This window comes from Haloarcula sp. MBLA0138 (assembly GCF_055632455.1).
In genome coordinates, this window is the sequence record NZ_JBVMVU010000002.1 from 41,830 (window position 1) to 63,772 (window position 21,943).

26 protein-coding genes and 1 pseudogene are annotated in these 21,943 nt (G+C 61.2%); 17 read left to right on the plus strand and 10 right to left on the minus strand.

The window, feature by feature from the left end:
* The first annotated feature begins 20 nt into the window (after nucleotides 1-20).
* Nucleotides 21-1,190 carry an ISH3 family transposase gene (locus tag ACV7JO_RS15630; RefSeq protein WP_470353182.1) on the plus strand — a complete coding sequence of 390 codons (1,170 nt, stop codon included), beginning with the start codon at nucleotides 21-23 and terminating at the stop codon, nucleotides 1,188-1,190.
* Nucleotides 1,191-1,414: 224 nt separating this feature from the next.
* Here ACV7JO_RS15630 and ACV7JO_RS15635 read toward each other — a convergent pair whose 3' ends face one another.
* Nucleotides 1,415-1,672, minus strand: coding sequence for a hypothetical protein (locus ACV7JO_RS15635; protein ID WP_470356045.1), 258 nt, complete (start codon nucleotides 1,670-1,672; stop codon nucleotides 1,415-1,417).
* Between the two features lie 242 nt (nucleotides 1,673-1,914).
* On the opposite strand from ACV7JO_RS15635, the gene ACV7JO_RS15640 reads away from it, so the two are divergent.
* The 12 genes from ACV7JO_RS15640 to ACV7JO_RS15695 all read left to right on the plus strand — a co-directional run bounded on the left by ACV7JO_RS15640 (nucleotide 1,915) and on the right by ACV7JO_RS15695 (nucleotide 10,456).
* Nucleotides 1,915-2,418 (plus strand): DUF6166 domain-containing protein, encoded by a 504-nt coding sequence (locus ACV7JO_RS15640; RefSeq protein ID WP_470356046.1) that lies wholly within the window; start codon nucleotides 1,915-1,917, stop codon nucleotides 2,416-2,418.
* A gap of 77 nt (nucleotides 2,419-2,495) precedes the next feature.
* A complete protein-coding gene (locus tag ACV7JO_RS15645) occupies nucleotides 2,496-3,182 on the plus strand; it encodes a DUF6166 domain-containing protein (RefSeq protein ID WP_470356047.1) in 687 nt (228 codons plus the stop codon).
* Nucleotides 3,182-3,313, plus strand: a complete 132-nt coding sequence (locus ACV7JO_RS15650; protein WP_281284949.1) for a hypothetical protein — start codon at nucleotides 3,182-3,184, stop codon at nucleotides 3,311-3,313. The genes ACV7JO_RS15645 and ACV7JO_RS15650 overlap by 1 nt, the downstream gene beginning before the upstream one ends.
* Nucleotides 3,310-3,975: a hypothetical protein gene (locus ACV7JO_RS15655; protein WP_470356048.1), complete on the plus strand. Its 666-nt coding sequence runs from the start codon at nucleotides 3,310-3,312 to the stop codon at nucleotides 3,973-3,975. Before ACV7JO_RS15650 ends, ACV7JO_RS15655 begins: the two co-directional genes overlap by 4 nt.
* Nucleotides 3,972-4,514: a hypothetical protein gene (locus tag ACV7JO_RS15660; protein WP_470356049.1), complete on the plus strand. Its 543-nt coding sequence runs from the start codon at nucleotides 3,972-3,974 to the stop codon at nucleotides 4,512-4,514. The genes ACV7JO_RS15655 and ACV7JO_RS15660 overlap by 4 nt, the downstream gene beginning before the upstream one ends.
* 121 nt (nucleotides 4,515-4,635) lie before the next feature.
* Nucleotides 4,636-5,841 carry a hypothetical protein gene (locus ACV7JO_RS15665; RefSeq protein WP_470356050.1) on the plus strand — a complete coding sequence of 402 codons (1,206 nt, stop codon included), beginning with the start codon at nucleotides 4,636-4,638 and terminating at the stop codon, nucleotides 5,839-5,841.
* A 65-nt stretch (nucleotides 5,842-5,906) separates the two neighbouring features.
* Nucleotides 5,907-6,134 carry a DUF8129 domain-containing protein gene (locus ACV7JO_RS15670; protein WP_470356051.1) on the plus strand — a complete coding sequence of 76 codons (228 nt, stop codon included), beginning with the start codon at nucleotides 5,907-5,909 and terminating at the stop codon, nucleotides 6,132-6,134.
* Nucleotides 6,135-6,241: 107 nt separating this feature from the next.
* On the plus strand, nucleotides 6,242-7,243 hold the full coding sequence (locus tag ACV7JO_RS15675; protein WP_470356052.1) for a DUF6610 family protein: 1,002 nt from the start codon (nucleotides 6,242-6,244) through the stop codon (nucleotides 7,241-7,243).
* An 80-nt stretch (nucleotides 7,244-7,323) separates the two neighbouring features.
* Nucleotides 7,324-8,088, plus strand: a complete 765-nt coding sequence (locus ACV7JO_RS15680) for a pirin family protein (protein ID WP_470356053.1) — start codon at nucleotides 7,324-7,326, stop codon at nucleotides 8,086-8,088.
* Between the two features lie 87 nt (nucleotides 8,089-8,175).
* Entirely contained in the window at nucleotides 8,176-8,523 is a 348-nt protein-coding gene (locus tag ACV7JO_RS15685; RefSeq protein WP_470356054.1) for a DUF8013 domain-containing protein, read from the plus strand.
* Between the two features lie 87 nt (nucleotides 8,524-8,610).
* On the plus strand, nucleotides 8,611-9,543 hold the full coding sequence (locus tag ACV7JO_RS15690) for an ImmA/IrrE family metallo-endopeptidase (protein ID WP_470356055.1): 933 nt from the start codon (nucleotides 8,611-8,613) through the stop codon (nucleotides 9,541-9,543).
* Between the two features lie 88 nt (nucleotides 9,544-9,631).
* Nucleotides 9,632-10,456, plus strand: a complete 825-nt coding sequence (locus ACV7JO_RS15695; RefSeq protein WP_470356056.1) for a hypothetical protein — start codon at nucleotides 9,632-9,634, stop codon at nucleotides 10,454-10,456.
* 67 nt (nucleotides 10,457-10,523) lie between these two features.
* Here ACV7JO_RS15695 and ACV7JO_RS15700 read toward each other — a convergent pair whose 3' ends face one another.
* Nucleotides 10,524-11,072 carry a DUF8170 family protein gene (locus ACV7JO_RS15700; protein ID WP_435185882.1) on the minus strand — a complete coding sequence of 183 codons (549 nt, stop codon included), beginning with the start codon at nucleotides 11,070-11,072 and terminating at the stop codon, nucleotides 10,524-10,526.
* Between the two features lie 128 nt (nucleotides 11,073-11,200).
* Between ACV7JO_RS15700 and ACV7JO_RS15705 the strand changes: the two genes are divergently transcribed.
* Both ACV7JO_RS15705 and ACV7JO_RS15710 read left to right on the plus strand, forming a co-directional pair.
* On the plus strand, nucleotides 11,201-11,614 hold the full coding sequence (locus tag ACV7JO_RS15705; protein ID WP_092665166.1) for a MarR family winged helix-turn-helix transcriptional regulator: 414 nt from the start codon (nucleotides 11,201-11,203) through the stop codon (nucleotides 11,612-11,614).
* Between the two features lie 122 nt (nucleotides 11,615-11,736).
* Nucleotides 11,737-12,060 (plus strand): DUF6788 family protein, encoded by a 324-nt coding sequence (locus ACV7JO_RS15710; protein ID WP_470356057.1) that lies wholly within the window; start codon nucleotides 11,737-11,739, stop codon nucleotides 12,058-12,060.
* A gap of 287 nt (nucleotides 12,061-12,347) precedes the next feature.
* On the opposite strand, the gene ACV7JO_RS15715 is transcribed toward ACV7JO_RS15710, so the two are convergent.
* The 3 genes and pseudogenes from ACV7JO_RS15715 to ACV7JO_RS15725 form a co-directional block, all read right to left on the minus strand.
* Complete coding sequence (locus tag ACV7JO_RS15715; RefSeq protein WP_470356058.1) at nucleotides 12,348-13,694, minus strand: orc1/cdc6 family replication initiation protein; 1,347 nt, start codon at nucleotides 13,692-13,694, stop codon at nucleotides 12,348-12,350.
* A 1,044-nt stretch (nucleotides 13,695-14,738) separates the two neighbouring features.
* Nucleotides 14,739-15,908: an ISH3 family transposase gene (locus ACV7JO_RS15720; RefSeq protein ID WP_470353182.1), complete on the minus strand. Its 1,170-nt coding sequence runs from the start codon at nucleotides 15,906-15,908 to the stop codon at nucleotides 14,739-14,741.
* 46 nt (nucleotides 15,909-15,954) lie between these two features.
* Nucleotides 15,955-16,473: pseudogene (locus ACV7JO_RS15725) on the minus strand (FAD-dependent oxidoreductase); the annotation flags it as partial.
* Nucleotides 16,474-16,550: 77 nt separating this feature from the next.
* On the opposite strand from ACV7JO_RS15725, the gene ACV7JO_RS15730 reads away from it, so the two are divergent.
* Both ACV7JO_RS15730 and ACV7JO_RS15735 read left to right on the plus strand, forming a co-directional pair.
* Nucleotides 16,551-16,898, plus strand: a complete 348-nt coding sequence (locus ACV7JO_RS15730; RefSeq protein WP_338918253.1) for a winged helix-turn-helix transcriptional regulator — start codon at nucleotides 16,551-16,553, stop codon at nucleotides 16,896-16,898.
* 82 nt (nucleotides 16,899-16,980) lie between these two features.
* Nucleotides 16,981-17,241: a MarR family transcriptional regulator gene (locus ACV7JO_RS15735; RefSeq protein WP_470356059.1), complete on the plus strand. Its 261-nt coding sequence runs from the start codon at nucleotides 16,981-16,983 to the stop codon at nucleotides 17,239-17,241.
* Nucleotides 17,242-17,258: 17 nt separating this feature from the next.
* Here ACV7JO_RS15735 and ACV7JO_RS15740 read toward each other — a convergent pair whose 3' ends face one another.
* The 5 genes from ACV7JO_RS15740 to ACV7JO_RS15760 form a co-directional block, all read right to left on the minus strand.
* Nucleotides 17,259-18,044: a sulfite exporter TauE/SafE family protein gene (locus tag ACV7JO_RS15740; protein WP_470356060.1), complete on the minus strand. Its 786-nt coding sequence runs from the start codon at nucleotides 18,042-18,044 to the stop codon at nucleotides 17,259-17,261.
* The gene (locus ACV7JO_RS15745; protein ID WP_470356061.1) at nucleotides 18,041-19,309 is read right to left on the minus strand and encodes a M20 family metallopeptidase; all 1,269 of its coding nucleotides are present in this window, start codon (nucleotides 19,307-19,309) and stop codon (nucleotides 18,041-18,043) included. Before ACV7JO_RS15745 ends, ACV7JO_RS15740 begins: the two co-directional genes overlap by 4 nt.
* A 19-nt stretch (nucleotides 19,310-19,328) precedes the next feature.
* Entirely contained in the window at nucleotides 19,329-19,814 is a 486-nt protein-coding gene (locus ACV7JO_RS15750) for a dihydrofolate reductase (RefSeq protein WP_470356062.1), read from the minus strand.
* A gap of 6 nt (nucleotides 19,815-19,820) precedes the next feature.
* The gene (locus ACV7JO_RS15755; RefSeq protein WP_470356063.1) at nucleotides 19,821-20,093 is read right to left on the minus strand and encodes a hypothetical protein; all 273 of its coding nucleotides are present in this window, start codon (nucleotides 20,091-20,093) and stop codon (nucleotides 19,821-19,823) included.
* Between the two features lie 71 nt (nucleotides 20,094-20,164).
* Nucleotides 20,165-21,877, minus strand: coding sequence for a glutamate synthase-related protein (locus ACV7JO_RS15760; RefSeq protein WP_470356064.1), 1,713 nt, complete (start codon nucleotides 21,875-21,877; stop codon nucleotides 20,165-20,167).
* Between the last annotated feature and the right edge of the window lie 66 nt (nucleotides 21,878-21,943).

Below are 21,943 nucleotides of genomic sequence, written 5' to 3' on the forward strand. Positions count from 1 at the left end.
AGGAGTCCGCTTGCTGAGTTGTGTCCAAGCAAGCAAAGCAAGCGGACAGTGAAATCCACGAAGACCAACTTCTTAACTTCCTCGTCAACCGGCTTGACGAGGAAGTTTCTCTCACCCTGGCGAATAACGCTGAAATCGATCCCGAGGACATCTACGAGGTCCTCGTCGGCGCGACCGCCGACGGGACCTCGATCTCCACGCTGTGCAACTCCAGTGAAGACTCGCCATCGGCGAACACGATCCTCTACCACCTGCGGACGAAGTTCGAGCCGGAACGGCTCGAACGAGTCGCTAACACACTCCTTCGGCAGGATGTCGTCGAACTGCTCCCCGAGCAGGTGGAGGTCTGCGCAGACCTCCACCTGCGGCCCTACTACGGTGACGAAGCCGACACAGACGGCCTCTACCACTCGGAAGCGAAGCGGGGAACCACCGCGTTCCACGCGTACGCGACACTCTACGCGCGTGTGAAGAACAAACGCTACACGCTGGCGGTGCGCCGTCTCGAAGACGGCGACACCGCCAGCAGCGTCCTCGCTGAGTTCCTCGGTGTGCTTGACGGCCTTGACACCGAGGTCAAGGCCGTCTACCTCGATCGCGGATTCTACGACAGCAAGTGTCTCACGCTGCTTCAGGCGCATAACTACGCCTACGTGGTCCCGATCATCCGGTGGGGTGAGGCGATTCAGCAGGAACTCTCGGAAGGCTGGAGCCGCGTCATTCAACACGACCTGACAGGGAAACTCGACGGTCATAGCTGGACCGTCGAGTTTCCCGTCTACATCGACTGTACGTACCTGAATGGACGGTATGACGAGAACGGCGTGGCGCGTCACGGCTACGCCGCTGACGCGCCGTTCATCGAGACTCCACGCGACGCTCGATACCACTACTCGAAACGCTTCGGTATCGAGTCGAGCTATCGCTTGTCCGAGCAAGCGATAGCGACGACAACGACACGAGACGCAACGGTGAGACTGATGTACGTCGTGGTGAGTCTGCTGTTGCAGAACGTCTGGCGGTATCTCCACTACGAATACGTGGCGACGCCCCGCCGAGGTGGGCGTCGCCTCTGGTGGTGGCCGTACAAGGAGTTCGTGAATATGGTTCGCCGGGCCGCGTGGACGGCCCTCGCGGTGCGTCGGGCCGTCCCCGCAAACCGGCCACCTGACGACCGGTTTCATCGGTAGTCACTTACCAGGATCGCCGCCTTGTGAGTGGCTACGCTGTCGCGTCGGCGGCTGACCGCCGCCGACAGCGACAGCTCCGTCTCCGATTAGTGTTGTTCAACCGCTATCGACGACTCATCACGACAGAACAGGTGACTTAGGTCAGGCTAACTGGTGATGCTTTGTGAGGTACTGATGTTGTTTCACGTCCCGCAAGGGGTGCGGGACGTCACAGCCGTCCCGGGTCATCGATGAGTTCTGAGCACAACAGCGAGGTCGCCCCTGACCACTGGTGGTTGCATCGCCGAACAGACGACGACCATTTCGTGTTCGCCTACGAGTTCTCGAAATCCGTCCTCTGCCACGTCCAGCACCCCTCGGACTGGCTGGTTCGGATCGACCGAGCCGATGGGACGATCCTCTTCAGCCAGCACGATCTCCGGTCGCGAGCAGCGGCGTTCGACCTCGCCGAGAGCGTCATGGAACTCTGTACGCTGCTCCATCGAGAGGTCGTCATGGAGCGAAGTCAAGCGCGAAAGCCGATGTACGTCGGGCCCCGACCAGCCGGGACCGCGAGTGCAAGCACTCGGCAAGCCGGACGCAGTCCAGACACCGCCCGCCGACCGTCGGATTCCCGGCCTAGCCAGCCCCCGACGCGACCACGAGGCTTGGATCATCGGGAGGTTGAGTTCCGATGACCGGCAGCCGAGCATACCGCGGCGAACGCTGTGTGGGTGGACAGCTGGTGTACACGCCCGATGGCGACGTGCTGGACAAGCACCTCCACGTTCTACGCCGCGCCCCTGGTGGGTTCGACTGGGGACCGGAGGCCGACGAGGCCCGCATCGATCAGCTCGCCATCGCGCTGCTGGCCGATTCAGCGACGAAGAACATCGCGCTCGATCACTACAAGGAGTTCGCGCAGTACCTGCGTGAAGAACTCAAGGGCGACGAGTGGCGACTCCCGACCAGCGACATTTCGGCCGATACCTGGTCGCGGGACATCGACGTCGCTGATGAGACGCCCTCACCGGAGGACGTCGACATCACTGCGGTCGATTTCGACGAGATGACCTTCGCGGTCGAGCGAGCACTCTGCGAGAAACACGACATCAGCGTCCACCAGAGCGCCGACAATCGCCGCGAGGAACTGGAAGAGGCCCGCCAGGCTGTCCAATCAGAGACTACCGACACGGAGGAGTCACAGACCGACACCGGCGGGTTCGAGTTCCCCGCAGCTAGCCAGTAGGGACGACGAGGGCGTTTCCGGTTCTGTTTGTAGAACCCCCGAGAGGGGTGCGGGGGTCACCACCCCGCGACGTACCGATGTACGGGAACGCACGACGTCCCACGTCAAGCGGAATCCAGACAGAAGCGCTCGCTCACCGTCGCGACGACCCCGTCGAATACGTCGGCTTTCGCGTCGACGGCCACGCCGTCGTTCTGAATCTCCCCGAACACCAGCGTCTCACTCCGGATCGAAGTCTCGATCTGATCAACCACAGTCCAACGGGCTTCGAGTGGGGATATGCTGGAAGCGGGCCTGCACAGCTCGCCTGTGGGCTCCTCCTCGACTACTACAACGACGCCCAGGTCGCCCGAGAACACTACATCGCGTTCCGGAATCGTGTGATCAGCCAACTCGAGTGTGATGGCCCCGCGGCGTGCTGGCACCTCACCGGCGAAGAGATCGACGCGGCGATGGCGACGATCACCGACGACGTCGTCGCCCTTCCCGACGGCGGGGGGCCGTCACCGTCACTCCCCGAGAACTGGCGAACGGTCACTCGCCCCGACCGGCGAGTCTTCCAGCGGGCTGATCGCGACCACTTCATCGTGCTCGGGGAGGGAACCGACGGCTGGCTGGCCGTCCTCTGCAGTCAGGGAGACCGTGCCTACCCAGCACCCCTGGCGAGCCGGACGGTTTCGGACGATGCCGATGTCGAGCAGGCCATCCGTGCCCTCGTTGACGAGAGCAACGACCTCATCGAGCCACCAGAGGAGGAGTGCTGATGGAGACGCTTCGGTTGTCGCGAGCCACCCACCAGCTGATCGAACGCGGGGTCGAGGCACTCGAGAAAATCGGTCGCGAACTGGAACGGTACAACGACCGGCAAGAGCAGACTGACGGTACCGACTCGTGACGCAGACACGTTCTCCCGGCCAGCGGGCGAGTACCGGATTCCAGTACACGCGCACTCCCGAGGGGTGCTCGTGTCCCATTCATCGCGACGGCAAGCCAGTCACGGCGCCGCTCGGCCTGCGGTTCGCAGAGCGCGTACACATCGAATCGATCCCGCGGCACGTCGCCGGCGCAATCTACGAAGCCCATCATTCCTATATGGACAGTGTCCCGCGGACGAACCTCGTTCATCACGGACTCTGTTACCAGGACCAGCTACTGGGTGCGATTACGTGGCGCTATCCGCTGATTCGCTCGCTGGAGTACGACGGGACGCGATACGAGGGTGACGAAATCGTCGAGGCAGCACGGATCTGCATCGGTGTCGACTTCCCGAATCTCGCCTCTGCCGCGCTCGCCCGGTCGATGGAACGGTTCGTGCGCCGGCACGGCCGGCGGCGAGGCGTTCGCCTTCTGCTGACGTTCGTGCGAGCTGACTTCGACGGCTCGATGATCAAAGCGCTCAGAGACAAGGGCTGGCACTGCGCCGGGAAAACGGAGCCCGGACAGGCAGGTAACCGACCCGACAAGCAGATCCGAGACCGGCCGAAGTGGCGGTTTCTCTGTGAAGTGCCTGCCGAGTCCGAGCGGGAACAGACCTCACTCGGACGGTGGACCCCGTGACTACGAATGCTCGTCTTGATGAGTTCGCAGCAGAGGAGGGCTCGGACAACCAGCCGGAGCGCGATCCATCAGCGGTTGAGCGCCTGTTGGACCCGATATCGCCGGACCTCGGGCTACGACTCATTCCCGGCCAGGGTGATCCGGTGTACCTCCAAAACAGGGGAACTGAACGCTACCTGTTCCGGGATGCCCACGAGCGGTGGTTCATCCGCCAGCCCTCAGCCAAGGAGTCGGTCGACGACTTCGTTCGCTGGGTGTATCTCCCCGACGGCAAACCCGCCGAGATCGCCCGGACAGCGATCCGTCAGCGGACCGTTCGCGGCTACCGGTACGTTCAGCGAAGCGGAGCTCCCGAGCCGGTTGGAACGACGGTGACGGCGATGTACCTCAGTGAGCCCTGGCCCGACGATGTCTACGAGTGTGGATCCTGCGGAGCCGAGTTCGAGTCGCCCCGTGCTCACGCCCTTCATTGCTGGGAGGACCATCCCTGGGTTCCGAACCCGGAGCAGGTTCGGCTAAGCCGCTCCAGCACCGAGTAACGACAGTGTAGCAGTCCCCCGGCGGTGGGTCGGTTAACCAACAGCCAGCGGCTCCCTGGGTCAGTGTTGGTTAACGTGGTGTTGTTGTTGCGCCCGGCAGAGGGGCGCAGGGCGCGAGACGATGCAGGCGGCCGTCGATGAGCGTTCCTGCGTCGAGGTGACCGAGATGAAAGACCCAGAGTCGAGAACCATCTTCGCTGGCGTCGATGGACGTACCGACACCGAACTGCCCGAGTGGTACCGACAGCGTCACGGGGGCGACGACGCCGTGACCTTCGCCGAGGCGATCCGTGACCTCCCGCAGGCCGTCGAGACAACCGTGGCGTACCAGAACCCCTACACCGACGAGTGGGTCGAGACGGAGCGGTTCAACGCGCTCGTCGAGCCGAGTCGTGCTCGAGAGCAGGCCCGTGAGGAGGACGCCGAAACGGATTCCTTGTTCCATATTCCGACCGACTCGTACTCGATCATCAACCCGGTCGACGTCTACGGCCCCCTGGAGGAGGTCCTTCGGGAGGAGACCATCGACGGAACGCCGCTGGGTGACGTGATGTTCGGCGAGATTCGTCGCTACCGGGGCGGCGGCGAAGTCCATATGGACATCATGTTCGATGGCCTCGAGGTGCGCCTCCCCGGCCGGTCGGACCCGATCACGATGGGCGTCACGTCGGGCTACGACTTCTTCGGCGAGCACGCGGTCTACGTTGAGGGATTCGCCCAGGACGGCTACTGCTCGAACACGATGCGCTCGCTCACCGACAAGGAGGTCATTAAGCACGTCGGCGACGTGCGGAGCTTCCGGACCTGGTGGGAGGAGATCCTCGCACAGGTCGAACTCGTCGCCGACGACCTCTTCGAGTTCATCCGTGACGCCCAAGACATCGACCTCGACTTCTCGGAGCTCCCGTTCACGGTCACGGAGTTCTACAGCCTGCTCGGCTTCCCGGACTACCTGGCCGAGCGTGCCGCGAGTGATGCGGAGGCCAACGCGGCCTCTCCCGTCGAGATCGATATGTGGACGCTGCATTCTGGGGCGACGTACGCGCTCACTCACTTCTTCCAGGGCAAGGAAGGAGCGTCGCTGGACGGCTACGTTCGTACGGCCAACGACATCCTGTTCAACCCGGAGGGTACAATCGAGCGCGTCGAACGAGCCTACGAGGAGCAGCTGGAGGCGGACGGCGACGACGGGTCGCAGGCGTCGCTCGCCGGCGAGCGGGCACTCGCGAGCATCGAGCGTGTCAGCGACGACCTCCAGGAGAAGGTCGACCAGTTCGAGGAGCGGGAGGACGCCCTCCGTGAGCGGTTCCAGGATGCGATGAGCTGACGTCGCAACGAAGCTGTAGCCGGCGGTCTGTTTCTCTCGCCCTCGAGGGGTGGAGGCCAACAGAGATGGCTCAGTCTACGGATACCGACGAAGGTGATGACGGGTTCCCGCCTGAGAAACGCCTCGAAGCGCCCAATCATCGTCTGATCGAGGCCGGGATCGCGACGATTCCGGATCTGGAGACGCTCCGGGAATGCGTCGCGTACGAGAACGCCCACCAGAACCGAACGCCGATCCTGAAGCGACTCGAGCGCAAGGCAGCTGAACTCCGCGAGGCAGAGGACGAGGAGTAACTCGGTTAACCAACAGTACCTCGCCGGTTCCCAGGTGTGTTGGTTAATCAGAGTTTGTCAGTCACCCCTGGAAGGGTGCGGGGTGCCGAGCCCGCGGGCTCGCATTCATGTCCATTCTCAAGAGCCACAGCAGTCCCACGGCCAGTCAAATCGCCGCTGCCCGTCAGGTAGAGTTCGTGGCCTTCCTTCATCGACTCCCGTTCGCGCTCGACGCTTTCAGACTCGGGTATCTCCCTGGTTTCCGGGAGGACTGTGGGTATCAGGCAGACCAGTATCAGGACCTCACCCTCTCGGTTGGGATGTTGGACAACGATTTCCGGAACCCCGATCTGGAACGGTTCGTCGATCGCTTCTTCGAGTACGAGCCTCAGGTTGGTGTCATCGGTGACGTCTACGACCACGCCGCCGTCGACGACCACGTTGCTGCCGCTCGCGAGATTCAGGGCAGCTTTCCCGATGCCGAGCTCATCATCGTCCCGAAATCCCAGGCAGTGATCGACGCGATTCCTGATGATATCGTCCTCGGCTATTCACGCGGGTATGCCGACCGCCTCGCCCACGAGTTCTCCGACCCGACTGATTGGAGAGGGCGACGCGTCCATATTCTCGGTGGGAGTCCGCCGAAGCAGCTCGACGCCATTCGACAGCTGACCCGGCCGACACTCACGGATGAGCCACCAGCCGACATCGTCGGTGTCGACTGGAACGGACTGCATCGAGGTGCGCAGTTCGGTGAGTTCTGGACGGCCGACGGCTGGGACGACAGCGGTCGCGACGCCGACCACGTCACCGTCCGAAAGACCGTGCGCCACAGCCTCGCCCGCATCCGCGAGTTCTGGGAGGCCCACGGGGTCTGGCCTGAATCGTCACCCCAAGACGACGGGTTGGGCGTCGAGTATGAAGGGCCGCGGCCAGCCGACCTCGAGCAGGCGGCCTGTACCGAGTGCGAAACGAACGTCTGGCAAACCCGTCGCGGTCCCTATGTCGCCGAATACGATACCGGCGCAATCTGTGGCTACTGCAGCTACGAGTGCTACTTCAGCCACCGTCACCGGAACAACCTCGAGGAAATCGCCGGCGAGCAGAGTGTCTACTTGCCGCCGGCGTGAGAGACACGATCCACTACTCAGCGTGAAGCCGGGAGCCGGGGCGCAGAACCCATTTAGCGGGTGAGCGACTACACAGGGTAATGGACGAGTCGCCTTCCGCACAGACCCAATCTCGTATCTACACGGCGCCGCGAACGGATGTCTCGCAGAACCAGGGCAAGTTTCGGATCCACTTGAACTTCCCCGGCCGTGCCGTCCCCGACCACGACGACCACGGCTACGGGCCGCTCGCGACCGTCGTGGAGTCGTTCATGGACCCCGGAACCTTGATCCGGATGCACCAGCACCGCAACGAGGAGATCATCTCGTGGGTCCCCGACGGCGTGATGCGCCACGACGACCGCCAGGGCAACCAGCTGGTCACCGACCCCGACCACCTGATGGTGATGAACGCCGGCAGCGGCTTCTGGCATTCCGAGGAGACGCTCGCGGACGACCCGCCGCTACGGATGCTCCAGATTTTCGTCCGCCCACACAGCCTCGACCTCGAACCGGGCATCCAGCACGAGACGATTCCCGATCCTGTCGCCGGCGAATGGCGCCACCTGTTCGGCCCCGAAGGCACCGACGCCCCGCTGTACGTGCGGAACGATGTCGATTTCTACGACTGCCGCCTCGCCGCCGAGGCCACGACCACGCTCCCGTCGCGATCGGGCCGGCACACCTACCTGTACGTGTTCGACGGCGCCGTCGAAGTCGGTGATGAGTCGGTCGGGTACACCGAGAGCGCACTCGTGACCGGCGACGACGATGTGGCGGTCACGGCAAACGAGGACGCCACCATCGTCGCGTTCAGCATCAACCCGGACGCGCCGGTCACGCGCCAGGGCACCATCGGCCGCTGAGACACCGGTGGACCGACTGTGGATTGTTTTTCTGCCCCCTGAGAGGGTGAGGGCTTCAGCGAACGCCCTCGCAGTCAGGTGATTTTCGTGAGTCAGCAACAGTCACCGAGCGATGTCTCGATCGACGAGATCCCCGTCGATATAACAAACACGCAGTCCGGCGACATCGACGCAAGCGACGTTCCCGAGGAGATTCAGTCGCTGACCTGTGCGCTAGCGAGTACGGAGCCGCCGACGAACCCGCTCGTCGTGCTGAAAGCGGCGCGCTGGTGGTATATCCATGGGAAGGGCGGAGCTGATCCTGCGTTTCAGTGGGCAGTCGAGTGGGCCCGCCACCTCGCGACCGACACGCCCAGCGACGTGGATAGGTTCGACGAGTTCCTCGAGTATCTCGTCACGGTCGGCTTCGCGGACGATACAGCCGAGCTTCGATAGCGGTCCTCGAGGGTTGTTCATCCGCCCCTGAGGGGTGCGGCGCGTTCTGAACTGGCGAAATCGCGTTCAACCGATTCAGTGACCACTATGTCCACGACCAGAGACTCGTCGGTCTCCTTCGACCAGACCGACACGCGATCCGACGAGATGAACAGTACCATCAAACAGTGGATCGACGACCTCGTCGCCGGCGTCGACGATGCACAGGCCAGCGCGGAGTTCCAAGAGTGGCTGGACGTTCAGAGCCGGTTCCACGACTACTCCTACCGGAACACGCTGCTCATCAAGCGGCAGTACCCCGACGCGACAAAGGTCGCCGGCTACCGAGCGTGGCAGGAGGAGTTCGATCGGCACGTCCAGGAGGGCGAGTCAGCCATCTGGATCTGGGCCCCGATCATCACCAAGCAATGTCCGGAGTGCGAGAACTCGCCGAGCTACCACGAGGACAGCGACTGTGAGTACGACGAGACGCCGCCCGAGGAGTGGTCCGAGGGCCTCGTCGGATTCAAGCCTGCCCCGGTGTTCGACATCTCTCAGACCGAGGGAGAACCACTTCCCGATCTCGACACGGAAGCCACCGGAGACGCCGGCGACCTCGTTGCTCGGCTGACCGGTGTCGCCGACGAACTCGGCGTCACGGTACGAATCGTGCCGGAAGCGGAGTGGACCCACGGCGAGGCGAAGGGCATCTGTGAGCAGCTGAGCCTCGTCGACGTCCAGCCGCTCGTCGAGGTTCGCGACCGGCAGAACGATGCCGATCTCGCCCGGACGCTGATTCACGAGTACGCCCACGCCCTGTTGCACTTCGAGGTCGAGGACGATACCGAGCGGTCGAAACGCGAGGTCGAGGCCGAGGCGGTCGCCTACGTCGTCGGTCGGTACTACGGGCTCGACACGAGCGGGTCAGCGTTCTACCTGGCCGCGTGGGAGTCGGACGATCCCGACATCGTTCGTGAGCGCCTCGGCCGGATCAGCACCACGGCTGAAGAGATCATCGACGCCCTCGACAGCAGGTATTAACCAACATAGAGTGCCGTCCGCCTACTCTGTTGGTTAAGTCTTTCAGTGCCCGCAGAGGGGCGGAGGCACCCACCGGAGACCACGACCGATGACCGAGAGATACCTCTCCGCCGTTCTTGAGGAAGCAGAACAGATCGCAACCAACCACGAACAGGTCGCCCACTCGACTGAGAACGCAGCCCACGAGTATCTGCGGTACGCGGTGCTGAACCTGCTCGAAGAGGGACCGGCCGATCCAGACAGTACACTCCCGCGAATCGATGATGTGACCGTCGGCTACGGGCAGGATACGGCGATGTTCGAGAGCTGGCACACCGATGTCGAATGGTGGACAACGGTCCCCCCGCAGGAGGAATGTACGCGCTTCCGGATCTTCTACCCCGCCGAGCACGAGTCAGTTCCGCGCCTCATCGTCGACGTGATGAGTGCGCTTGGGGCGTGGCGGGTCTGGACCGGACGCGCTGTCGACTGTGGGTCCTACGACCATCGCGAACGGCGTGAAGTCCACTTCCTATGGCCACAGGGCCACCCGATTGAGGACCTCCTTCAGGAGCGAGTCCACGGGCCTGACGCCGTCGCGCCGGATGGTGGTTGTACAGGGGACGTTCGCGACCGGATGGTCGCTTCAGCCAACGGTAGGCAGGTCGACGATCTCGAACCCCGTACCCGTCGCGCGGTCACCGAGGAGATGTCGGTCTCGTTGCTGGAGAAGGGCGGTCGGTACGAGGTCCAGTCGGCGTCCGGGAACCGCTACGAAGTCGACGTCGTCGGCGAATCCTGTACCTGTCCAGACTGGCAGCAGCGCTCCCCCGCCGGCGGATGTAAGCACCTGCGTCGCGTCGATCACGAAATCAAGCGCGGCCGAGTGCCGCGACCGGATGGTCGACTCCCGGCTGATGCGGACGGAGTCTGATTAACCAACAGACCACCTTGGTCATCCTCCACGTTGGTTAACGCAGACAGTTACGGTTCCACTGCCGTCACGGGAGCTCTTCTGTGACGTCGACGAGTTCCTCCTCGGTCTGCCAGCGATACAGCCGTCCCTCTTGCTCGAACAGCTCGAAGACGCCGTCCTGCATCCACCCGAAGGGGTGTTCTTCGTCCTCATACACCCGCTTGAGGACGTGACTCTTCGCGAAGAACTCCGTCGTGCCGACGAGGAGGCCCTGCTCGACGAGGAAATCACTCGGTTCCTTCTCGGCGACGCCAACGAGGTAGGTGACGATGTCGGCAATCAGGCAAAACTTCTGGATGCTGTTGTCCCACTCCCCGCGGATGTCGACCATTCGGAAGGCGTAGGCATCCTGCCGGCGGTTGAGCCGGTCGACCACGAGGTTCAGCCGCCGAATCGGCTCCCGGTCGTAGTTGCCCAGCACGAAGTACGAGCGTTCATTCTCGTAGACGGGGGTCAGTTCGCTCAGGGCGTGGAGGATCTCCTCGTTGTCCGCCAGCGAAATCTCATCGTCATCGAGTTGGTCCTTCGCACTGGTGAGGACGTCCTCGGGGACGGGCGGCTCCTCGTCGGACATACACGATTCCTCTCAGCGCCGTGCGATATGGTTTACGAAGTAAATCACCGGCTTAGTCAGATGTGATTTAGTCCAGAGTGGTTTACCCAAGGGTAAACTACTTGCCGCCAGGCCGTGTATCGTGTCGTATGAGCACCGACCTGGGGACAGCTGAGGGGATGGAATCCCGCGAACTCGTCCACTTCGTCACCCAACAGACGCGGTTCGCGCTGATCAACAACATCCTCCAGCACCCCGACCAGCTCCCCTCGATGTACGAACTCGAGGAGCTCAACCCCAGCGTGAGCGATGCCACCGTCTACAAGCATATCCAGAAACTCATCGACGCCGGTATCGTCAAGGAGGTCGCCCTGGACGACGACCAGCGCCGGCAGGGCTACCCCTGGAAGTTCTACGGCCTCACGGAGGAAGGGCGGGAGTTCCTGGAGGAGCACAACCTGCTCGCTGCGGAGGAGACGCTCCAGCAGATCTACGACACCATTTCCGACAAGCCCGAGAAGATGGTCAAGTACGAAAACGCCCCCCGTCCGGACGGCGTCTAACGGCACGTCTATTTCTGAATAGTTTGCTATTCGTACTCTTTAGCCCGTGACAAGACGATATCCTGTTAACCAACAAATCTATGCCGATACGGGCATTGTTGGTTAATACGAGGCGACCGCTGATGTCCTACGAGCCACCAACGCCGCCGGCGGAACTCCCGACAGATATCGTCAACACACTCAACGGCTACTCGCCGGACCAACTCCAGCACATCGCACGCTACGCCGAGGAGTTGGCGGAGCACAAAGCTCGCGAAGCCCGTCTCGAGGAGGAGTCGGAGGATGACGAGATCGACGAGCGGCCGGACGATCTTCCGGACGACGTCCCGTCGAAGGCCACGATCACGATCAAGGAAATCAACGACAACCGCTACTACTACTGGCAGTGGCGGGAAGGCGACAAGGTGACCTCCAAATATAAAGGACCAGTCAACCCGGACGAGTAAGCCGATAGCTGCCGTTATTTCGCCGGACCACACCCCCCGTGTGCGAAGTGAATTCGCCGACGGCGTCAAGACAGCACCCCCCGTGTGCGATATGATTTCGCTCGTTGCCCAAGGGGACCCCGTGTGAGAGATGAATTGACTGATGAGTCGAAGGGGAGACACCCCGTGTGCGAAATGAAATCTTGCGTACCCTTGTCAGACATATCTAGTCAATCTAACAACACACTCGCCGCAACCACCCCCCGTGTGCGAAATGAATTCGGAGCCGGCGTCGGGGACTCTTCGCGTTAGTTCCCTTCGAAGAAATCGTCTATCTGCGCGTTGACAACGGATTTGACGAGATCCTCGTCGTGTTCAGCATCCTCGAGGCGGACATCAGCTTGGAGAGTCTGGGCGACTACCTCCGGATCGTCGACGAAAGTGTACTCTTTGTGAACACCACTCCCGTAGCCGCGCCCCCGCTTCTCCGACGTGACGAAATTGTAGGTCTCAGCTTCGTTCATATATCGCAGATAGGAGTCGCGCGATTTTTCATCGGCATCCAGAAGGTCGGTGAGGTACTGATACACTCGATAGGCAACCGTACTGGGAACAGCGTTCAGATTGCGCTGTGAATAAACAGGGACGATCGCAGTAGCGTAGAGCGAGAGCTTCTTTTGCGTCGAGAGGCCCTGCATCTGGGTCAGCGTCCGGTCCCGTTCGGCTTCCTTTTGGGCGTCGCGAACGTGCTCTTCACGAACCGTATCTTCTCCACCTCGGTCAGCGATTTCGCCCGCCTTCCGGAACAGATCGATTGCTTTCCGCGCATCGCCGTGATCCTGAGCAGCGAATGCAGCACTGAGCGGAATGATTCCATCTTCGAGGACGTCGTCCTGGTACGCGTCGCGACGACGTTCGAGAATCGACTGCAGTTGATTCGCGTCGTAGTCAGGGAAGACAACGTCCTGCGGATTAAACGAACTCTCCGCCCGCCCGTCGAGGTCCTCCATGAATCGGGGATCGTTCGTAAGCGCGGCGACGGACACATGGCCCTCGATGCGCCCAAGCTGGGACGCTCGCGACAGCTGGTAGAGCAGTTTCGAATACGCCGGCTCGTCGTTCGGGTCGCGTTGCCGGCCCACCAGAAGGTCGACCTCGTCGAGGATGATGATGACCGAGTCGAAGTTGTTGCTCAGAATCTCGTAGAACCGATCGAGCTTCTGGTCAGTCGAGATCCCGCTCTCGGGGACACCGACGTCGACGCCGGCTTCTTCGGCCGCGTTCTTCACGAGGCGATAGACAGCCCGGTCGTGCGATTTGATCGTCTGGCAGTTGATTTTGATAACGCCGAATCGATCTCCTTGCGAATTCGCGAGTTCGAGAACCTGCTGGCAGACCGCATTGATGATGAGTGACTTCCCAGTCCCCGACGGCCCGTAGAGGAGCATATTGGGCGGACGATTCCCCTGCAGTGCCGGTCGTAGGTAGGTGATGATGTCGTCCAGCTGTTCATCACGACCGACAATTCGATCCTCGTCGATGACGGCATCCGGGTCGAGAAGCCCCTTGTCTCGAAAGACAGAATTTTGGACTCCCTCCTGAAGACGGCCTTTGATAGATTGTGAGAGGGATTGTTGATCATCGCCGTCAGCCATGTTTGCGCAGTTAGGTCGAAACTATAAATAAATATGGGTACCGTGTGCGAGGTTAAATCGGTCGAATTCACCCGATAGAAGTGCTTAGGAGTCGGGTAGTCGGTTGGGCTCTGTGACCGCGGGCAAAATCAATTGGTCGTGATAGCCCCCCGTGTGCGATATGAAATCTCGGAAGGCTCGTCGAACAGCCGTCAACGACGAGGCGGGTCAGAAGAACTCAGCAGAGACACCTCCCCGTGTGCAAGATGAAACATCAGACGTGGTCTCGATCCGGATAGTACCGGGCATATCTCTCGATAATCTCGCGTGGGACGAGATCTCGTCGGTAGGTCACCCCCACACCCCGTGTGCGATATGAATTTGACGAGAGGGTGGGCAGGGACGCACCACTCACGAAACACGAAATTTGACCAGAGAGCCCACGAGAGGTCGAAGAATGGACGATAACACCCACCCCACGAGGGAAGCAAACCACGAATGAGCTCGGTCGTATCACGAAACGTACCGTTTCGTTTCGACCGACTCTAGTTCTATTGCGGCTATGGTTGACAGAGTGACTATGTAAAAGTTTCCCTGAAACATAGTTCACTCTGATATTGTTACCTCTGCGTTCTCTCCTCCGTGATATCGTGGATTTCGGGTGTCTCGCGTTCTCTCTTCCCGACCACCCCCTCTCATCGTTTTCCTGATTTCATCTCGCACACGGGGTGTGGGGGTTCGACTTTGTGTTGGTCGTGGTTAACCAACAGCCCCTTCCGAACGACTCTTGTGTTGGTTAATCGTCCTCCGTGTTCACGAACGTCGTCAACTCCGGCACCAATCTGTGAGTATTTCTTCAGCAGCTGAATCGGTAGGTAAGTTATCGAAATTCAGTACCTCACAAAGCATCACCAGTTAGCCTGACCTAAGTCACCTGTTCTGTCGTGATGAGTCGTCGATAGCGGTTGAACAACACTAATCGGAGACGGAGCTGTCGCTGTCGGCGGCGGTCAGCCGCCGACGCGACAGCGTAGCCACTCACAAGGCGGCGATCCTGGTAAGTGACTACCGATGAAACCGGTCGTCAGGTGGCCGGTTTGCGGGGACGGCCCGACGCACCGCGAGGGCCGTCCACGCGGCCCGGCGAACCATATTCACGAACTCCTTGTACGGCCACCACCAGAGGCGACGCCCACCTCGGCGGGGCGTCGCCACGTATTCGTAGTGGAGATACCGCCAGACGTTCTGCAACAGCAGACTCACCACGACGTACATCAGTCTCACCGTTGCGTCTCGTGTCGTTGTCGTCGCTATCGCTTGCTCGGACAAGCGATAGCTCGACTCGATACCGAAGCGTTTCGAGTAGTGGTATCGAGCGTCGCGTGGAGTCTCGATGAACGGCGCGTCAGCGGCGTAGCCGTGACGCGCCACGCCGTTCTCGTCATACCGTCCATTCAGGTACGTACAGTCGATGTAGACGGGAAACTCGACGGTCCAGCTATGACCGTCGAGTTTCCCTGTCAGGTCGTGTTGAATGACGCGGCTCCAGCCTTCCGAGAGTTCCTGCTGAATCGCCTCACCCCACCGGATGATCGGGACCACGTAGGCGTAGTTATGCGCCTGAAGCAGCGTGAGACACTTGCTGTCGTAGAATCCGCGATCGAGGTAGACGGCCTTGACCTCGGTGTCAAGGCCGTCAAGCACACCGAGGAACTCAGCGAGGACGCTGCTGGCGGTGTCGCCGTCTTCGAGACGGCGCACCGCCAGCGTGTAGCGTTTGTTCTTCACACGCGCGTAGAGTGTCGCGTACGCGTGGAACGCGGTGGTTCCCCGCTTCGCTTCCGAGTGGTAGAGGCCGTCTGTGTCGGCTTCGTCACCGTAGTAGGGCCGCAGGTGGAGGTCTGCGCAGACCTCCACCTGCTCGGGGAGCAGTTCGACGACATCCTGCCGAAGGAGTGTGTTAGCGACTCGTTCGAGCCGTTCCGGCTCGAACTTCGTCCGCAGGTGGTAGAGGATCGTGTTCGCCGATGGCGAGTCTTCACTGGAGTTGCACAGCGTGGAGATCGAGGTCCCGTCGGCGGTCGCGCCGACGAGGACCTCGTAGATGTCCTCGGGATCGATTTCAGCGTTATTCGCCAGGGTGAGAGAAACTTCCTCGTCAAGCCGGTTGACGAGGAAGTTAAGAAGTTGGTCTTCGTGGATTTCACTGTCCGCTTGCTTTGCTTGCTTGGACACAACTCAGCAAGCGGACTCCTTCAACTTGCGAGCTTTGTGAGGTACTGAGAATGGTTTCGCTCGTGTAGTAGTCGACATCGTCCAGCCCGTCGACGGGTGGTGCCCAGGGTGAACTCCCGGTCGCGACTAGCGTTTTCTTGCCGGTGATCTGTATCCCTTCGTCGGCGCCGTCGACGATCTCGATGGTCGTGTCGTCAATCAGTTGGCCGTAGCCCTCGTAGATATCCGTCTCGAAGTGCTCGGCGACGTTGACGTAGTTCTCCTGCCGGAACCGCTCGACCAGAGCGTCGGTACCGTCGAGTGCCTTCGCCCAGTCGACTGTCGGCTCGTCGTCGCTGTATCTGACCGCCTCGAACGGATTCTCCTGCGGTGCGGCAGCACTCTCGCCGACAGCGAGGAGGTGTTTGCTCGGGACACAGCCGACGTTCACGCACATCCCGCCGATTGGGAGTCCTGTATTCACCATTGCTGTCGAAAGCCCTCGTCCACTCGCTTCCGTGATGGCAGCAAAGGCAGCGGCTCCGCCGCCGAGAATCACGAGATCATACGAATTGTGCTCCTCCATCTCGTCACAAGTTTAGAACGCGAAGTAATTGTACTGTGGAGTCCAAAGCTATGGAGTAGGTCGGAGGCCACGAAGCTATGGCAGATTCAACATCATCACCCGCCCCTACGTGCGATGTCGACGGAACGTGCTACTGTCCGCTGACCGGTGTCATCGACACGCTCAGCCAGAAATATGCGATGCAGCTAATTAGCATCATTGGCGCTCACGAGTCACTCCGGTTTGGGGCGATCGAGGAGCACCTCTCGAGCGCCAGTACCTCGACCATCTCGAAACGGTTGGACGAATTCGAGGAGGCCGGACTGGTCTCTCGGACTCAGTATAACGAGATTCCACCCCGTGTCGAGTACTCGCTGACCGACGACGGGGGCGAGGTGAGAACTCGGCTCGAACCCCTCTTGGAGTGGGCCTCGACGGACGAGTAATTGATGACCAGCGAACGGTTGTGTAACCGCGTTGCATCTCCGGTAGTCGGTTAAGATGATTCCATCCCATTCTCTGATATTGATGCCAGACCAGTCGTCTTTGTCCACTCAAGCACCTTCGACTGCCCTCCACGACCTCCCGCCGAGTGCAAAACTCGTCGCGAAAACACTCGAATATGAGGGCGATAGCACCCAGTCGTCCCTCGCCGAGTCGACACTTCTTCCAGCGCGAACCGTTCGCTATGCACTCACCCAACTCGAAGAGAACGGGCTCGTCAAGTCGCGTATCTCGTTTATGGATGCCAGGCAGCGTATCTATTCGCTTGAAGCTGATCTCGACTGAAATACTGACATCGCTATTCACAGTATTCCGGCCCCGCCGCCTACCAGACGGATTCCCACCACGGTAAGCAGCCCCAGCACGACGAGTCTGCGAGACCGCTCGCTGGCGGTGATTCGGAGGCGCTTCCCGACTGCGACTCCGATGACGGCCGGGATGGCAGCGACGACGGACGCGAACAGGACAATTCCGCTCGGATATAGCCCGAACAGACCCGCCACACCAACGCGGATTCCGTTGAGTCCCAGGAATACGAGCGCGACGACGCCGACGAATAATCCGTGTGAGAGGTCGAAGCTCCGAAGATACGCGATGAGCTGTACACCGACGTTCGTCCCGCCGAACAACAGTCCAGAGATGCCGCCGACGCCGAGCATCCCGACTCGCGTGTGACTGAACGTACCAATTCCACCTGCCGACCACTCCGGGAGGGGGATCCGTCGCTGAGCGGTCCCGACGAAGCCGAGAGTCACCAGTCCGAGGCCGACACGCAGGGGGGCGGTCGGAAGACTACTAAGGATAACCATCCCGACAACCGTGCCGACCAGTGCTGCACCGATGAGTGGTCCAAACCGTCGACTACAGGTTCGGAGCTCTTCCCGGGAGAGATCACGTACCAGCGAAAGATTCACCGCGAGAATAGGGATGATCATGAACACGACTGCCGTCGCCGGATCGATCACCGTTGCGAGTGCCATCGTCCCGACGAGGGCGAACCCGAAGCCAGCCAGTCCATTCGTCGTTCCGGCGACCAGAATAACGAGCGTCATCAGCGCAACTGTCGTCCCCCCAATAGCTGCAATCATCCGTCAGTACTCGTGAATTGCTCGTAGAGGACTGGGAGCGTTCCGTAACTGATGGCGTTTCGAATCAGGGCCTCGGTCGTTGTGTATTCATCAGTTCCGTGCGCTGTCTGGGTGCCGAAGCCGAACTCGACCGTGGGAATTCCGTTGTGTCGGAGGACCTTGGCGTCGCCACCACCAGTCGCACTCCGTCGGTAGACCTGGTCGTCGACGACATGTTCGGCTGCCCGGGCGCTTGCTTCGACGATTGGACTCCCGAGCGGTTCGTACGACCCACGGGTCCAGGAGATGTCCGCAATCTCGATACCATCCATCCCGGTCAAGCAGTTCCGTATCCCACCGAGTGCCTCTCTGGTATCGACACCGGCGGTCAATCGAATATCGACTCTTGCACACGCCGAGGCCGGCACTGTGTTGATCGCCGTTCCGCCCTCGATGATGCCGAGATTGATCGTCGGGTACCGGTACAGGCTGCGGGCAGCCTCGCCCCCGGCCTCCGGCTCGTAGAAGTCGACGGACTCCTCGATAATCTCGTCCATCGATGAATCGACCGACAGTTTCTCTTGTCCGAAGTCGTGGCGCAGCTGCTCGATTGCATCTGTTAGTCGGTCAACCGCGTTCTCCCCGATCATCGGCCGTGAGCCGTGGGCAGCAGTGCCCGACGCTTCGAGCGTCAGCCAGATGTTCCCACGATCGGCAACCGAGACGGAATGTCGCCCGTTCCGAGCGGTGGTTTCGCCAACGACACAGGCGTCGGGATCGAACTCGGACGTCTCTAGCAGCGTCGTGAGGCCGGCGTCTCCGCCCGTCTCCTCGTCGCTCACGAGGGCGAACTGGAGTGTCACTGGTGGTTCAGTCCCGGTGCGAGCGTAAGCGAGCGCGACCTGCACCATTGCAGCGACGGCGCCTTTCATATCGGTCGTTCCACGCCCGTAGATGCGCTCGTCGTCTCGTTCACCTAGCGGATCGTACGCCCAATCGCTTCCGTCGAACGGGACGGTGTCGAGATGGCCGTTGAAACACAGCGTGCGGTCGGTCCGGCCGGGGAGCGTAGCGACGAGGTTCGGCTTTTCGGGGTCGACTTCGAAGCGTTCGACCGACAACGAAGGTTCCTCGAGCGTATCTTCGAGCCACTCGACGACATCGATCGTTCGTCCGGGTGGATTCTGTGTCTCGTAGCCGACGAGCGTCTCCGTGAACCCGAACAGCTCTGTACGATTGGTGGAGAGGTACTCGGCGACAGGTATGGGCAGATCAGACGTATCCATAGTTGGTCAGAGACTCTCGTTAGCTCGGTTCTCGCACCCACTCTTCGAGGGTGAAGTCGTCGTAGGGGGTGCGATCGACGACGGTCCACTCATTCGCATCCCATTCCGGGAAGTAGGCGTCACCGTCGTATTCACCGGGTATCCGGCTGAGTACCATTCGATCGACGACGGGCTGGAACAGGTCGTAGATGCCTGCCCCACCGATGACGTAGGCGCGGTCGGACCCAAGCGACTCGACGGTTGCGACCGCGTCGTTGATGCCTCCTGCGTGGTGTGCTGATTCGACGGCGTATTCGGACGCTGATCGGCTCAATACGATCTGTGCCGTTCCGGGCAGGTCATCACGCATCGAGTCGAACGTTCGACGACCGACGATGACGGGCCAGTCTGCGATCCGCTTTCGGTACTGTCGTTTGTCGGCCGGGATGCTCGGCCACGGTAGTTCGCCGTTCCGGCCGATAACGCCGTTCTCTGCCACCGCAGCAACTGTGACTAAGATCGTCATTTGCTGCTACTCACAGTCTAGTTCGCAGTCGTAGGACCTGCTGTATATCCAATACCCCTCTTTTGTGGGCGACGTCAGTGTCGCGTGTTCGACGGTCAGTTTCGGATCTTCGTCGTGGTCGAACATTTCCATGAAACGCCACTCCCCGTCAGGAGCGGAGATATCGACACGATACTGCCACACACTGATTCGTCGCTCATCCACATGAATCGCATACGAATCCGCGATGACATCGTTTCGATCTGGGGTTGACCCCGGCGGAGTAGTACTGCTGGCCATACTCGAACTAGTAGGAGAACAAAATAATCGGTATCGGGCGTCGCCGACGAGCAGGCACGTCTGCGATAGTTTTATATTCGCCGTTCAGTCCCTCGGCCGATACCGGCGTACTCGACACCAGTGAGGTCGGCGATGTCTTTCTTCCAGGTCGTCAGATCACGGCGTTCGAACCCGGAGAGGCTATCGTGTCCACAGGCACGGGCCATCACCTTCATCAATTCGACGGTCGCTTCGAAGAAGTTCTGCAGCCCGTCGGCGGCCGAGTCGATGACGAGCCGGTTTCTGAGGTCTTCTCGTTGGGTGGCGATCCCGACCGGACAGTTGTTCGAGTCACAGGCCCGCATCCCGAGACAGCCGATAGCTTGCATCGCGGAGTTCGCGACCGCGACCCCGTCGGCGCCGAGCGCCATCGCCTTGATGAAGTCAGATTCCGTCCGTAGGCCGCCCGTTGCGATGAGCGTCACATCCGGCCGGTCGCGCTCGTCTAAGTGGCGGCGGGCACGCGCGAGCGCTGCCATCGTCGGGACGGAGATGTTGTTCTTGAACACGTCCGGCGCGGCGCCGGTCCCACCGCCCCGGCCGTCCAGAATCAGGTAATCGGCACCAGCCTCCAGTGCGAAGTCGATATCCTCCTCGACGTGCTGGGCGGAGAGCTTGAACCCGATCGGGATGCCGCCGCCGACGTCGCGTACCCGGTCAGCCATCTCGGCGAAGTCCTCGGGCGTCCGCAGGTCGTCGAACCGCGCCGGACTCACAGCGTCCGTTCCCGGTTCGAGATCACGAACCTCCGCGATCCGACCCTGTACCTTTTCGCCCGGGAGGTGGCCACCGGTTCCGGTCTTCGCGCCCTGGCCGGCTTTGAAATGGAACGCCTGGACCCGTTCGACAAGGTCGATGTCCCAGCCGAATTCCCCTGTCGCGTACTCGTAAAAGTACCTGGAGTTGACCTCTTGTTCTTCGGGGAGCATCCCGCCTTCACCGGAACAGATGCCCGTGCCGGCCTGGTCTGCTCCTTTCGAGATCGCGACCTTCGCCTCCTCGCTGAGCGCACCGAAACTCATGTCACTCACGAATATCGGGATGTCCAGCTGGAGCGGGTTCTCCGCGTTCGGTCCGATCACGAGCTCCGTGTCGACTGGGGCCTCGTCGTCGAGCGGGGTATTCGCGAGCTGGGCAGTCAGGATCTGTAAGTCATCCCAGGACGGGAGCTCCGAGCGCGGAACGCCCATCGCCGAGACGTCACCGTGTTCACCGATTCCCTCGGGCCCCTTCTGGGCGAGGCTCTGGATGTAGTGTGTGTACGGCTCGTTCTCGTAGTCGGGCTCGCCGTAGAACTCGGGATCAACCGAGCCGCCGTCTACGTCGTCGGTTGCCCCTTGCATCGCCCCGTCGTCGCCGTCGCCAGCTTCAGGTGGATCGTACGGTTGTGGATTCTCTTCCGCCCACGCCGCGACTTCTGACGCGTCGACGAAGACGGCGTCGTCGTCCTCGTCGACCCACGCGGTGAACGTCTCGAGGACTTCCGAATTGTCGTACTCGCTGATCCCTGTGTCGTACCGATAATCCCAGCCATGTACGCCGCAGATGAGATTGTGTCCCTCAACGTGCCCGTCACCGAGGAGCACCCCACGATGCAGGCAGCGGCCATACAGAACCGACACCTCGTCGCCGTACCGAACGACCACGAGGTCGACGTCCTCGACGCGAGCGTGTGTGGGTTCACGATCGGGGAGCTCGCTCCAGACGGCGACCTGTTCGGTCGTCTGTTCGTCGGAGCGACTCACGTCGAGCACCCCCACGCCTGGTTAGTTCGACGCTCGATACGACTCGATGATTGCTGACCGGAAATC